The organism is Arthrobacter crystallopoietes, from assembly GCF_017603825.1.
Classification (GTDB): Bacteria; Actinomycetota; Actinomycetes; order Actinomycetales; family Micrococcaceae; genus Crystallibacter; species Crystallibacter crystallopoietes_B.
Genome location: NZ_CP072014.1, coordinates 3,731,626 through 3,744,319, shown reverse-complemented (window position 1 = coordinate 3,744,319; position 12,694 = coordinate 3,731,626). Strand labels below are relative to the sequence as shown.

The 12,694-nt window shown below is 64.6% G+C and carries 11 protein-coding genes; 7 read left to right on the top strand and 4 right to left on the bottom strand.

The window, feature by feature from the left end; genetic code table 11:
- The first annotated feature begins 28 nt into the window (after positions 1–28).
- Positions 29–709, top strand: coding sequence for a DedA family protein (locus tag J5251_RS17130; RefSeq protein ID WP_208574693.1), 681 nt, complete (start codon positions 29–31; stop codon positions 707–709).
- A 16-nt stretch (positions 710–725) separates the two neighbouring features.
- Here the strand turns inward: J5251_RS17130 and J5251_RS17125 are convergent, their stop codons facing one another.
- Positions 726–1,328: an HAD family hydrolase gene (locus J5251_RS17125; protein ID WP_208574692.1), complete on the bottom strand. Its 603-nt coding sequence runs from the start codon at positions 1,326–1,328 to the stop codon at positions 726–728.
- Between the two features lie 63 nt (positions 1,329–1,391).
- Here J5251_RS17125 and J5251_RS20540 point away from each other — a divergent pair, with 63 nt between their 5' ends.
- The gene (locus J5251_RS20540; protein WP_279633600.1) at positions 1,392–1,520 is read left to right on the top strand and encodes a hypothetical protein; all 129 of its coding nucleotides are present in this window, start codon (positions 1,392–1,394) and stop codon (positions 1,518–1,520) included.
- 219 nt (positions 1,521–1,739) lie between these two features.
- Positions 1,740–2,759 carry an exonuclease domain-containing protein gene (locus J5251_RS17120; RefSeq protein ID WP_208574691.1) on the top strand — a complete coding sequence of 340 codons (1,020 nt, stop codon included), beginning with the start codon at positions 1,740–1,742 and terminating at the stop codon, positions 2,757–2,759.
- A gap of 54 nt (positions 2,760–2,813) precedes the next feature.
- Here the strand turns inward: J5251_RS17120 and J5251_RS17115 are convergent, their stop codons facing one another.
- Together J5251_RS17115 and J5251_RS17110 are read right to left on the bottom strand one after the other, a co-directional pair.
- Entirely contained in the window at positions 2,814–3,740 is a 927-nt protein-coding gene (locus J5251_RS17115) for an SDR family NAD(P)-dependent oxidoreductase (protein WP_139004909.1), read from the bottom strand.
- Positions 3,741–3,769: 29 nt separating this feature from the next.
- Complete coding sequence (locus J5251_RS17110) at positions 3,770–4,822, bottom strand: ADP-ribosylglycohydrolase family protein (protein WP_208574690.1); 1,053 nt, start codon at positions 4,820–4,822, stop codon at positions 3,770–3,772.
- A 173-nt stretch (positions 4,823–4,995) separates the two neighbouring features.
- On the opposite strand from J5251_RS17110, the gene J5251_RS17105 reads away from it, so the two are divergent.
- The 4 genes from J5251_RS17105 to J5251_RS17090 all read left to right on the top strand — a co-directional run bounded on the left by J5251_RS17105 (position 4,996) and on the right by J5251_RS17090 (position 11,796).
- Entirely contained in the window at positions 4,996–6,033 is a 1,038-nt protein-coding gene (locus J5251_RS17105) for an MIP/aquaporin family protein (protein WP_208574689.1), read from the top strand.
- Between the two features lie 136 nt (positions 6,034–6,169).
- A complete protein-coding gene (locus tag J5251_RS17100) occupies positions 6,170–7,330 on the top strand; it encodes an exonuclease SbcCD subunit D (protein WP_208574688.1) in 1,161 nt (386 codons plus the stop codon).
- Positions 7,327–10,404: an AAA family ATPase gene (locus tag J5251_RS17095; protein ID WP_208574687.1), complete on the top strand. Its 3,078-nt coding sequence runs from the start codon at positions 7,327–7,329 to the stop codon at positions 10,402–10,404. Before J5251_RS17100 ends, J5251_RS17095 begins: the two co-directional genes overlap by 4 nt.
- Positions 10,405–10,596: 192 nt before the next feature.
- Positions 10,597–11,796, top strand: a complete 1,200-nt coding sequence (locus tag J5251_RS17090; protein ID WP_348272938.1) for an MFS transporter — start codon at positions 10,597–10,599, stop codon at positions 11,794–11,796.
- On the opposite strand, the gene J5251_RS17085 is transcribed toward J5251_RS17090, so the two are convergent.
- Positions 11,797–12,561, bottom strand: coding sequence for an IclR family transcriptional regulator (locus tag J5251_RS17085; protein ID WP_139004915.1), 765 nt, complete (start codon positions 12,559–12,561; stop codon positions 11,797–11,799).
- Positions 12,562–12,694: the final 133 nt, after the last annotated feature.

Here is a 12,694-nt window from a genome sequence, read left to right as displayed (position 1 = left end):
AGGAGCGTAAGGCACACTTGAAGGCATCATGAGCATCCAATTCCACGCTGCCGTTTCCGCCCAGTCCACTGACTCCGCCGCGAACCTTACGGGCGTGGCCCAGTGGGCCGTGGACATGATGGAGACCATCGGGGCTCCCGGCGCCGGCCTGGCCATCGCGTTGGAAAACCTCTTCCCGCCTCTTCCCAGCGAAGTTATCCTGCCGCTGGCAGGCTTCACGGCCAGCCGGGGAAATTTCACGCTCATCGAGGCGCTGCTGTGGACCACGCTGGGTTCGGTACTCGGCGCCTGGCTGCTCTACGGGCTTGGTGCCTGGCTGGGACGCCGGCGGATGTACGCCATTGCTGACAAACTTCCGCTGGTCGACGTCGAGGACGTCGAAAAAGTAGAAGCCTGGTTCAACCGGCACGGTTACAAGGCGGTCTTCTTTGGCAGGATGATCCCGATCTTCCGGTCCCTGATTTCCATTCCGGCGGGTATCGAACGAATGCCCGTGTGGAAGTTCCTGCTGCTGTCCACGGCCGGCAGCCTGATCTGGAACACCATTTTTGTTTTCGCCGGGTTCTACCTGGGCGAAAACTGGCACTTCGTGGAGCAGTACGCGGACATCTTCCAGAAGATCGTCATCGCCGCAGTGATTATCTTTGCGGCCTACTGGCTCATTTCCAAGATCGTGAAGATCCGCAACAGCCGGAATTCAGCCTCCTGACTCAGGCTCCGGGCGGCTAAAGTCCGAGCTCGCGCAGCAGGTCCGTGCCCGGGATGTGATGGACCGTGGTCATCCCAAGCGCCTTGGCGGCCGCAATGTTTTCGGCCTTGTCGTCGATGAAGACGATCGCGGCCGGATCCGCGTTCAGTGCTGAGAGCACGTGCTGGAAAGCGCCGGGGTCGGGCTTGACCTTGCCGATTCGGGAACTATAAAAGCACTGCGAAAAATATCTCGTCCATGCCGCAGAGGAAAATTCGTCCGCCATGGCCAGCGGCATATTGGACAGCACCGCCAGCTCCGCGGTCCGCGAACTGAGCAAATCCAGGACATCGAGTGTGTCCAGATTCAGATGCGACCACTGGATAGCGTCCAGTGAATCCAGTTCCATTGCCCTGCCCTCGGAGACTGCCGAGCCGACTACCCGTGTCCAGTAGTCTCTTGAGGAGAGCCGGCCCTCGTCGTACTGCAGCCGGTGAAGCCAGTAAGCGCTGTCCGTCTGCCGCAGATTCAGGCCTGCCGCCTCTTCCAGTACCTGCCAGTCCGCTTCTTCCGGGGCGGTGGAAATCACCATGCCGTAGTCGAACAAATACCACTGCGGCCCGGGGGTGAGAGTAGCCATGTCTCAAGGGTAGCGCTGCGCCCGCCGGCTTCTAAGAGCTCCTGTGTAAACAGTTCGTGAAGCTTGTCCGCCGCATTGCTCCAAGGCATACCTCTTGACCTTCGGATCGTGTGGATCGCGATTGCCTTGGCGCTGCTGGGCTTGGTGGCGTTGACCACATGGCAGGGCTGGTGGCCCGCGGTCGTCGCGTAGTTCGTTGCGCAGACGCCGCTGAGCGTCTCGGGCTGGGTTGCGCTCTTCTGCGCCGTCCTCGCCGCGGGCTACTACCTCACCCTGCGCCGGGCCGAGCCGTAGGGGGCAAAGCCACGCTCCAGGAACACGCAATAACGACGGCGGCTGCCGGCCTTGGTGCCCGCAGCTGCGTCGTGTTTATGGCAGGAACTGTCCTGGCGGGCCGGTACTCTTGAGGGCGTGGGAATTGAGTTCACGGCCATAGACTTTGAGACAGCAAACGGGTTCAGGGGCTCTCCGTGTTCTGTGGGTCTGACCAAGGTGCGTGACGGGCAGGTGGTGGAAGAAGCTTCCTGGCTGATGCGTCCGCCGGAAGGCTTCGACCACTTCGATCCGCGCAACGTCCAGATCCATGGCATCACCGCTGACATGGTCGCCGGCAGCTCGCGGTTCGGGGAGATCTTCCCCGAGATGGCCGGCTTTATCGGTGCGGATGTCCTGGTGGCACACAATGCGGCGTTCGATATGGGCGTGATCCGCTCGGCGCTGGAGGTTTCTGAGCTCTCCGGGCCCGCCTATGACTACGCCTGCACTGTCATTCTTTCGCGGCGCAGCTACTCGCTCGTGTCCTATTCTTTGCCGTTCGTCGCCGAAGCCGCCGGCGTTCCGCTACTGAACCACCACGATGCGGTCGCCGATGCCCGGGCCTGCGCGGGCATCATGGTCGACATTGCAGCCCGGAACTCGGCGGCCAGCATTGCCGAACTTCTGGTTGCCATGCAGCTGCCGGCATCGCGGCTGCAGGAATACGTTCCGGGCCGCGACGGTCTCTCAAAACCAACAGTGAACGCCCGCAACCGCCAGGAACTGGCCGGCACAGCCGGGGGAGCGGCGCCGAGTACCGCCTGGACTTACTGGCCGCAGGAAGGCACCAATCCGCCGGCCAATCCCGAGGCGGACGAGACGCATCCACTGTTCGGCCAAACCATCGTGTTCACCGGCAACCTCGGAATCGAACGCCAGCAGGCCAAGATCCGTGCGGCCGCCCTCGGCGCCCAGCCAGCCAGCACCGTAACGCGCAAGACGAGTGTCCTGGTGGTGGGGGACGGCTTCGTCGCGGCGGACCTCACGCGGGGCCGGATCACTACCAAGGCCCAGAAGGTCCTGGCGCTGCACGGCCGCGGCCAGCAGGTCGAGGTCCTCTCCGAGGGGGAGTTCCTGCAGATGCTCGGCGGCGAATGGCCGTCCACCAGTGCCTGACCCGGGTAGCCTAAGCCGCGTCCTACTAAACCTGCGTACTACTAAACCCGCGCCTTAAAGGTCCAGCCGGAACCCGGTCAGTTCCTGGGACAGATCGATCAGTCGTGACGCGGCGTTCCGCTCCAAGGCATGGGGCTGCGGCTGCACCAGCGCGGGCCGGCCACGGAGCTGGAACGGCCCGTCCGGCCCCCAATAGTCCCCGTTGCGGACCTCGTTGTCCACGGCGGCGCGCACCAGTGGCCAGGCGCCGGCGTCCTTGCCCTGGGCGAAGGGGCGGCTGAACCGCCGCTGCATACCCGGGGCGGGCCGATAGGTAGCCACGCCGGGCCGGCGCGGGGTGAACATGCTGCGCGCGTAGCCGGGATGAGCCACCACCGAGGTGGCCGGGGAGCCCAGCAATTCCAGCCGGTGTGCCAGTTCAAAACCGAAACTCATGACTGCCAGCTTGGACAGGGCATAGGAGTGGTAGCTCGAGTACTTGCGGGGATGCGCCGCCGTGGTGAAGTCCGGCCTCACCCAGCGGTGGCTGACGCTGCCCAAATGAACAATCCGGCTGCCGTGGGCGGCCAGCGCGGGCATCAGTTCGGCGACCAGTGCAAAATGGCCCAGGTGGTTCGTGCCGAACTGGAGCTCGAAGCCATCCGCGGTGCTTTGCCGGAGCGGGGATCCGATGACGCCGGCGTTCGCCACCAGACTGTCGATATGCTCCAGCTCCGAGAGTTTCGCGGCCGCGTGCCGCACCGAAGCCAGGCTCGCCAGATCCAGATGCTGGTAGGTTACAGCTGCATCCGGACAGCGGGCCTTGATCGCGGTGATGGCGGCTTTGGCCTTCTGCGGATTCCGAGCTGCGATGACGACCTTGGCGCCCGCCTCGGCCAGTTGCTCCGAGGTGAAATAGCCCAGGCCGGCGTTTCCGCCGGTGACGACCACCGTTTTTCCGTGCAAGGGCGGCAATGCGTTGGGGATCCAGTCCTGAGTCATGGAACCAGCGTATCGGCCGGTCCGGCTGCTTACGCCGGGGCTTCGGTCTGGGCCAGGAAACGGCCCGCCATGCCGAGGACCACCTCCGGCGCTTCTGCCGCATCGATCCAAGACGGGGGCAGCGCCGCCTCGCCATAGAAAGCCCCGAGGATGTTCCCCGCGATGCTCCCGGTGGAGTCGCTGTCGCCGTCGTGATTAATGGCTATGGCGAGGGCACTGCGGAAGTGCTCTTCCGGCGTCGTATTCCCTGCGGTAGCCAGGACTGAATAAAGCGCGACGGCGAGTGCCTCCTCGGCGACCCAGCCCTCACCCAGTGCTGCGGTGAGTTCCGTCGGTGCCACCGCACCTTGCTCCGCCAACGCGATGGCTGCGCGGAGACTGGCGGCGAGCTCGGGGGCGGATGTTTCCTGCTCGGCACGGGCGAGTACGGCAGACGCGGCGCCGGCGAGTTCGACGTTCTCGTGGGTCAGCAGCCGGATGAGGGAGGCAAAGGCTGCGGCGCTGTGGTGTGCTGCCGGGTGCCCGTGGGTCAGTGCCGAGCCGTTGACCGCGAACGTGTACACCGTCTCCGGCGGGACGAACGGCAGCAGCCCGAACGGGGCGGAGCGAATCACGGATCCGCAGCCTTTGGACCGTGGATTCAGCGGCCGGGCCAAAGTCCCCATGTCGCCCGTGGCAAGCGCCGACAAACATGCTTTGCCCGGAGCGCGGCGCTGCTTGAGAACCGGTTGGGCGTCGATCCAGCGCGGGGCCGGTTCCGGGGCCGACTCGGGAAAACCGCCTTCCTGACCGGCGTACCAGCGTAGATAGGCCAGCCACAGGAGTGCTGTCTCGTCGGCGGCAGTGCCACCGTTGGCCCATTCCAGCGCTTCCACCAGGGCGTCTACTGTATAAAGGGTGAGCTGTGTGTCGTCCGAGATATGGCCCGGGAAATCCAGCTGGGAGAAATCCCGCAGCCCGTCGGGGCCGAAAAGCTCCTGGATCTGGTCCCAGCGGGAAAACTCAACGGCAGAGCCCAGTTGGTCGCCGAGGGCACCGCCCAGCAGGCAGCCGCGGACGCGGGAAGCGAAGTCAGTAGTCACCCCTCCACCTTATCCGTGCCCCATCACTGTTGGGCCGGGCAGAGCGAGCTTCATCAAGCGTCGTCGCAAGCTGTTCAGCGAACGTTCAGCTTTTTCCCAGTATTAGGTGAAACGCTGTAGTCGTTTTGTGATCGGACGCCGGTCCAGCACCGGCCCAAGGAGGTAATAACCAGATGTCGACAGAGCAGGCTGAGAACCCCCAGCCACGTCCCGCACCGCCAGCCGTGAGGGAGCTGCCTCCCCGGCTCGGGGAGGGCTATGGGATGTCGGCGCGGATTGCCGCCGAGATTGCGGGTGCCTTTCTGTTGTTCTTCGGTGCCTTGGGCATCGGCATGTTCAACCCGCAGGGCGGATTCGCCGTACCGTTCGGGTTCGGCCTGGCCGTGATCGCCGGCATGCTGGCGTTCGGCCACATCTCCGGCGGACAGTTCAACCCGGCGATCACGCTGGGCAGTGCGCTCGCGGGCAGGACCAGTTGGAAGAACGTTCTGCCGTACATCATCGCCCAGCTGGTCGGGACATCGCTGGCCGCCGTCGTGCTGTGGGTCATTATGCGCAGTCACCCGGTGGGATCCCAGGCCGCCCAGGTATTCTCCTCCGTCGCCAATGGGTATGCTTCCGGCGAAGACCTCGGCTTCACGATGGCCGGCGTCTTCCTCGCGGAAACCATCGGCACCGCGATGCTCGTGGCGATTTACCTCGGTGCCACGTCTTCGCGCGACCGCCTGCGCAGCGCTCCCTACGCCGTGGGTCTGGCCTTCGCCGTGCTGACCGCCGCCCTGCTGCCGATCTCCAATGCAGGCATGAACCCGGCACGCTCCACCGCGGCGGTCTACTTCGCCGAGCCGGCCGCCCTGGGGGAGCTGTGGCTGTTCTGGGCCGCTCCGGTGCTCGGTGCGCTCATTGCCGGGCTGCTGTACCGCAGCGCTGAAACCGTTCCCGCCAAGACGAAAACAGCGGACGACGCCGGACGGCGGGCTTCGGCTGCCGCCGATACCTCCACTACCGCTTCCGTTACCGGTACGGGGACGGGCACCACGGCCGGCGAAGGCGTCGCCGGGGGCAATGCGGTGGTAGACACCGTCGAAGACGACAAGAGCATTACTGACGGCAAGCCTGGCCGGGACGATCTCGGTGCCGCCGAGGCCCGTGACTTCTTTGACCAGAAACCGGCTCCCAAGGACACCGGCCGCAAGGACTCCGCCGAGTAAGGCGCTACCGCTGCCTGCTTTACCCAGCTGTGTCCCGTCCCTGCAGCAGGGGCGGGACACTGCTGTGTAAAAGGACACCTGTGGATGACGGCAGGTCTGCGAAAAACTGTCAGAGCCGGCAGGTAGCTTTGAAGTCATGAAGCTTTTGCACACATCGGACTGGCACCTTGGCCGGTCTTTCCACGGCGTCGGCATGCTTGGAGCGCAACAGCACTTCCTCGACCAGCTGGTGGATACGGTCCGGGAACAGGGCGTGGATGTCGTGCTCATTGCCGGGGATGTGTATGACCGTGCCCTGCCGGGGGTGGACGTCGTGACGATGTTTTCGGACGCGCTGTCCAGGATCCGGTCGGCCGGCGCCCGGATCATCCTGACCAGCGGCAACCATGACTCAGCCTCGCGCCTGGGTTTCGGCAGCGCCATTCTGGCCCACGGCGGCGTCCACCTGAGGACCCGGATTGCCGAACTGGCCACCCCGGTGGAACTTGAGCTTGACGGCGCCACCCTGGCCGTTTACGGCATCCCATACTTGGAGCCGCGGCTGACGGCAGAGGAACTGGAGGCAGCCGCGCCTACGCACACTGCCGTGATGCGTGCCGCACTGGAACGCATCCACCAGGATCTGGAGAGCCGCAGGGCACACGGGCCGGTCCGTTCGCTGGTCATGGCCCACACCTTCGCCAGCGGCGGATTGACCTCGGACAGCGAGCGGGACCTGAGCATCGGGGGAGTAGGGGCAGTCCCGTTGGATCTCTTCGATGGCCTCGACTATGTGGCGCTGGGGCACCTGCATGGGCGCCAGGAGCTGAGCGTATCGGTGCGGTATTCCGGTTCGCCTCTGCCGTATTCGTTTTCCGAAGCCGGCCACCACAAGGGCGGGATCCTGCTTGAATTTAACCGGGACGGCCTTGTGGGCGCGGAGAACGTCACTTGGGACACCGGGCGCCGGCTCGCCGTGCTGCGCGGCAGCATGGCGGACCTGCTGGAATCCGACAAACATGCCGCTGCAGAAGACTCCTACTGCCAGATCACTGTTACGGATGTCGAGCGGCCGCTGAAAGCCATGGAACGGCTCCGCGCCCGTTTCGCCCATACACTTGTCCTCGCTTTCGATCCGGAAGGCGGCCCACGTACGGACCGCCTGACCTACAGCGAACGTATCGCCAAAGCACAGGATGACCTGGAGGTCTGCTGCGGTTTTCTTGACCATGTACGGTCCCGGTCGGCGGGCGATGCGGAACGAGGATTGCTGATGGAAACCCTGGCCAAAGTGCAATCCGCGGAGGTGTCCGCATGAGACTGCACCGGCTGGAGATCCAGGCCTTCGGCCCGTTCGCGCAACGCCAGAGCGTGGACTTTGATGAGCTCAGTGCCCACGGCCTGTTTCTGCTCAACGGCAAGACCGGCGCAGGCAAGACCAGCATTTTGGATGCGGTATGTTTCGCCCTGTATGGATCCGTTCCCGGTGCCCGGCAGGGCGGCAAGCGGTTGCGCAGCGACCACGCGGACCCGGCCTTGGCACCGGAAGTAGTGTGTGAGTTCAGCGCCCGGGGCCGGCGCTTTGAAGTGACGCGCTCGCCGCAGTGGGACCGGCCCTCCACCAGGTCAAGCAAGGGCAGTGTTACCGAGCAGGCGCGCACCCTCCTGCGCGAACTCGTCGACGGTAGTTGGATCGAGAAGTCGGCCAGGAATGACGAAGCCGCCGTCGAACTTGGCGATGTGCTGGGCATGAGCCTTGACCAGTTCACCAAAGTGGTCATGCTGCCGCAGGGCGAATTCGCGGCCTTTCTCAGGGCGGACGCCAAAGAGCGGCGTCCGCTGCTGCAGCGTTTGTTCGATACGGACCGCTATGAGCTGATCGAGGAATCCCTGGCGGCCGATGCCGCCGCGGCACGGGCGGCTTTTTCAACCGCCGAATCGGAGCTGGGACACCTGCTGCGTCGTGCGGAGGAAGAAGCGAACCGCCACCTGGCGCCGGAACAACTGCCGGAGGACAGTGCCCCGGCCACCGAGAAGCTGCGGCATCTGCACTCGTCCGTCGAGCGGCTTGCGAAGGAGGCAGAGGATGCCGTCGTGAGTGGCCGTAGGAAACTCGAAGAACTCAGGAGCGGCATTGCGCGGCAGGAAATGCGCCTGGCCGACCACACGGACTTGCTTCTCCTGCAGAGGCTGGAGGCGGAGCAGACGGCAGGGGCGAACGAATCCAGCCGGCGCGCCCACGTACTTATGGCCCACCGGGCCGCGGAACTGCTGCAATCCAGCATCCGGCACCGGGACCAGGCTTCGTCCAGGACCGAGGACAGCCTCCACGCGGCACAGACAGCATTCGAACGCGCAGCGCGCCATCCGCTATGCGGCATTTACGCGCCCGATTTCGTATCCGGGAAGCTGGAACTGCGGGCTACGGGAGCCGGCCGGGCACAAGAGTTGATCGAAACTGTTGCAGGCAGCATTGGCCACGAACTGGGCAGGATCCGCGCCCTCTTACCTGAGGAAGCCCGCCTGAAAGAGGCAAGGGCCCAGGCAGAGAGGCTGCTGCAGACTGCGGATCAGCTTGACCGCCGCTACGAAAAGGTAGATGCGGAGGCAGAAGCTACCCGCGCTGCCGGCGAACAATTCGCCGCCGACCTGGCCGCCGCCGACGGCGCAGACTCGGACGTCGAACGGCTCGGGCAGCGGTTGAAAGAGGCAGAGGCGGTCGCGGAAACGGTGTCCGCCTACGGCGCATGCCGCGCCCGGACTGACTCTGCCAGGCGGATGCGCGATGAAGCCAATGCCGTGCAATTGCAGTTGAAACAGCACTGGCTGGACCTTCTGGAGCGGCGGCTGGAGCAATCAGCCGCTGAGCTCGCCCACACACTCGAACAGGGTGAACCGTGCCCGGTCTGCGGATCTGACGAACATCCGCGGCTGGCAACAGCAGACAGCGACAGCATGGTCAGCCGGGAAGAAGAAGCCGCAGCCCGGCGGGAGCATGCCCAGGCCGAGACCGCCTACGCGAAATCGCAGGAAAGCTTTGCTGCCCTCGAGAATAAGTTGGCGGCCCTGGCGGCCCAAGGCGGGGAAACCGAACCGGAAGCGGCCGCTGCCGGTGTCCGCGACCTGCAGGAGCTCCTTGGCAAGGCACAGGAGGCCGCACAGAACCGCGAGCGTCTGCGCGGCCTGATCGAAAAGAGCCGGGACGAGCTCGCAGCGCTGCTGAGCCAGGGGTCGGAACTGGCGGTCGCTGCGGCCGGTGCCCGCTCGGATGCCGAGGCGGCGGCGCGGCATGCCGACCAACTGGAGCAGAAGATTGCTTCGGTTCTGCCGCCGGGCGGCACACTGCAGGAGCTGGCGGAGAGCTTGACTGCACTGGACGGCCTGCTCAAGCGATGCCGTCAGTTGCTGGGGGAGTACACGTACGCGCTGGCAACGCTGGAACGGTGCAGCAGTGAGCTAGAGGACGCCATAGCGGGTTCCGATTTTGGCTCGGAAGCCGATGTCCTGTCCGCGCTCCTCTCGGCGCGCGAGCTGGAACAGGCCCAGCTGCAGGACCGTGAATATGCCTCCCTTGGCCAGCGGATCGAACTGCTGCAGGCCTCAGACCGCGTTGCCCGTGCTCGGCAAGCCCAAACGGATGGGGAACCGCTGCCGGACGAGGCGGAGTTGGAGCAACTACGGCACAAGGCGCTGGCTATGGAAACGGAGCTGCAAACCGTGGCCGTGCGGCACGGGGTGCTGCAGGAGTCCGCGGAACAGCTGCTCGGCTATTCCCGGCGGCTGGAGGCAGCGGCAGCATCGCTGGAGCCGGTCCGGGCACGTTTTGAACTGGTGCAGTCCGTTGGCGATACGGTCCGCGGCCTGGGCGAAAATGAACGGAAAATGACTCTCACCACCTATGTCCTTGCTGCCCGGCTCGAGCAGATCGCCGCGGCGGCCTCGGAACGCCTGCATGCCATGACGGACGGACGTTACCGGCTCGTCCATGACGACTCGAAGTCTGGCAACAAGAAGTCGGGTCTCGGGCTCCATGTCAGTGACGAATGGACCGGACAACGCCGCGATACCTCGACGCTCTCTGGCGGTGAATCCTTCATGGCATCGCTTGCCCTTGCCTTGGGGCTTGCAGATGTGGTCCAGGCGGAGGCCGGCGGAGTCGATATCGAAACTCTCTTTGTGGACGAAGGATTCGGCAGTCTGGACGAACAGGCGCTCGAACAGGTGATGGACGCCCTCGAAGGCCTCCGCGACGGCGGCAGGGTCGTAGGACTGGTCAGCCATGTGGCCGAAATGAAGCAGCGAATCGGAGCGCAGCTGCTGATCAGCAAAGGTCGAGATGGATCCACCGTGCGGATGATGACGGCGGAATCACCCATCTTGCAACCGGTGTAGGATTATGCCGTTATCCGGGTTGGGCGCATCGGGAGGCGGGACGATGCGCGGTTCTTGCTATCGGAAAACGACATGACACGAAGTGCGGACTCCACTCCAACTCCCAACGCCCCAGCGGCTGAGGCCACGGGCGACGTATCGGAAGCATCACCGTCAGGCAGCATTTTCGGGCGTTACGCACGCTTGCCAGCCTTGGCGGGACCAAGTTTCCTGCCTATTGCCTTCCTCGCACGGCTTCCCTTGGCCATGCTCACGGTGGGAGCGCTGACTCTGCTGACTGCCGTTAGCGGTTCCTACGCAATCGGTGGCTTCGCCGCCGGCGCAGTTGGCATCGGATCCGCCATTGGCGCTCCCGCGATCGGCTATTTCGCCGACCGGGCAGGCCAACGCCCGGTCCTGCTGATTTCGGCTGTTGCCCACACACTGAGCATTGGCCTCGTCCTTGCCGCCGCCTACCTCACCGCCAATTTCGCCGGGCCGGACATCCTTTTCGCCCTCGGCGCTGCGCTGCTCATGGGAGCCACTTGCCCGCAAGTGGGTCCGCTGGCGCGCGTGCGGTGGATGGCGATGACGAGGAACAACAAGCAGGACCTCGATACGGCCCTGTCCTACGAAAGTACTGCCGACGAGCTGACCTTCGTGCTGGGGCCGGCACTGGTGGGGCTGCTTGCGGCCTTGGTAGCAGCCTGGCTGCCGTTTGCGCTGGCGGCTACCCTGACCCTCGTCATGGTTTCGGCCTTCGCTGTCCACCCGACCTACCGCAGCGTCCAACCACTGACCCCGAAGCTCGTTGAACGGCACCCGCAGGCAGCGGCGGCGGCACGGAAGACTCCGGTGAACTGGGGCGTGGTCATTATTCCTGTTGCCGGGATGATTGCCATGGGGACGTTCTTCGGTGCCACCCAGAATGCTCTCAATGCGTTTGGCGGTAGCTTTGGTGCGGCGGACACGGCAGGATTGCTCTATGCCGTGCTTGGACTGAGTTCCGCAGTCACGGCGTTGTCTGTCGCCTACTGGTCGGAGACGTTTTCCCATGCCTCACGCTGGATCGCCAGTGCCGCAGCGATGGCCGTCCTCAGCCTTCTGCTGTTCCTGCCAACTGAAGTTGTGCCGATGCTGGTAGTACTGCTGCTCGTGGGCCTGCCGGTCGGACCCACGATGGTCACCATCTTTACCATCGGGGGAAAGGTCGCTCCGGACGAGCGGCTGGGCACTGTCATGACCCTGCTGGCTAGCGGCGTAGTGCTCGGCTCGGCCCTTGGTTCGGGAATTGCCGGGGCGATTGCCGAAACATCCGGCTACCGGGGTGCCTTCGCGGTCGCGGCCGCTGCGTCCGTAGCGATGCTGGCCGTAAGCATTCTCGGTGCAATCCTGGTTCGCAAGCGGAGCTAGTCAGCGAAGTTCGTCCTCTATCACGGCAGCCGCCCGGACCAATTGTGCTCCCAATTCATCCTCCGGCTTGTCCGTCCAGACATAAACGACGGCGATCGCAGCCGGCAACTGTCCAGGAATCCGGATGGGCGCCGCCACGGAGGACGTTCCCGGAATAACTTCCTCATGGCTGACGCTGTAACCAGCTTCGCGGGCCTTTCTGGCCTCGGTACGGTAGGGCTGTCCCGGGGCGATCTGCTCCCATTGCTCCTCCGTCAAGGCGGATTGGATGGCGATGCCGGGACCGCCTGCGGTGAAGGAGTGTCGCGTGCCCGGTCGTGGGGCCAACGTGGCTGAAGCATGGCGGGGCTCCACCGTGACCAGGGTAACGCAGTCGTGCTGGTCCCACACGGCAAGGAACGCCGTCATGGCCAGTCCGTTCGCCAGCGCGGTTAGCTCGGGAAGTGCCGCTGATTGCAGATCACGGGAGACACCGCGTGCCAGCGCGGCCAGACCCGGCCCGGCCTGTACCCGGCCTGCTGAGTCACGCAACAGCAACGAATGATCCTCCAGCGTCCGTAGAATCCTGTAGGCGATCGACCGGTGCACGCCCAGAGCCTCCGAAAGTTCTGTGATAGTCATCGGCGACTGTGCCTCGGCCAGTATCTCGAGGGCCCGGATCCCGCGGGACAGAGTCTGCGAATGGGCGGGCGTTTTGGCGGACGCCTCCGCGCGCGCCGGGGCACCAGCGGGAGCCGCTGGAGCCGAAATACGAGCCTCACTCATCAGACCATCCTAATTTCCGTCGGGGAGAACCAGCACACAAGGAATTGTGTCTGCACTCACATTCCTACATTGTTCTATATCGGGACGTGATGTTCAACTATAGAACGCGATCGCTAGGTTCGAGGAGGTCTCG

Excerpts from the sequence above, each read along its gene's own strand:
- J5251_RS17130 (WP_208574693.1), top strand. The coding sequence starts at position 29 with ATGAGCATCCAATTCCACGCTGCCGTTTCCGCCCAGTCCACTGACTCC.
- J5251_RS17125 (WP_208574692.1), bottom strand. The coding sequence starts at position 1,328 with ATGGCTACTCTCACCCCCGGGCCGCAGTGGTATTTGTTCGACTACGGC.
- J5251_RS17115 (WP_139004909.1), bottom strand. The coding sequence starts at position 3,740 with ATGACTCAGGACTGGATCCCCAACGCATTGCCGCCCTTGCACGGAAAA.
- J5251_RS17105 (WP_208574689.1), top strand. The coding sequence starts at position 4,996 with ATGTCGACAGAGCAGGCTGAGAACCCCCAGCCACGTCCCGCACCGCCA.
- J5251_RS17100 (WP_208574688.1), top strand. The coding sequence starts at position 6,170 with ATGAAGCTTTTGCACACATCGGACTGGCACCTTGGCCGGTCTTTCCAC.
- J5251_RS17095 (WP_208574687.1), top strand. The coding sequence starts at position 7,327 with ATGAGACTGCACCGGCTGGAGATCCAGGCCTTCGGCCCGTTCGCGCAA.
- J5251_RS17085 (WP_139004915.1), bottom strand. The coding sequence starts at position 12,561 with ATGAGTGAGGCTCGTATTTCGGCTCCAGCGGCTCCCGCTGGTGCCCCG.